1 pseudogene is annotated in these 351 nt (G+C 49.9%); it reads left to right on the top strand.

Annotated elements, in window-relative coordinates:
* Nucleotides 1–351, top strand: a pseudogene (locus V5298_RS20915) (RTX toxin); the annotation flags it as partial.

Here is a 351-nt window from a genome sequence, read left to right as displayed (position 1 = left end):
ATCAGTATTGAAGTCACTGACAGTGACAGCGATACCCAAACCTTTACCACTACGGTGCTGCCCGATGGTAGCTTTACTATCGATTTACCGGCCGATGCCGCAGAAGGGTTACTCAATGTGGACGTGTCGGTGCTCGACAGTGCGGGCAACTTAGCCTCAGTTAGTACCTCTGGCTTAATAGACTTAACCTTACCGATTTTAAATCTCGATGCACTGTCTAATCTCAACAGCGCCACCCCCACCATTAGCGGGACCTGTGATGAAATCGGGGCGATGATCAGTATTGAAGTCACTGACAGTGACAGCGATACCCAAACCTTTACCACTACGGTGCTGCCCGATGGTAGCTTT

The organism is Alteromonas sp. 14N.309.X.WAT.G.H12, from assembly GCF_036697315.1.
In the GTDB taxonomy this organism is placed as follows: domain Bacteria; phylum Pseudomonadota; class Gammaproteobacteria; order Enterobacterales; family Alteromonadaceae; genus Alteromonas.
This window is presented reverse-complemented; position numbering and strand designations above follow the sequence as displayed.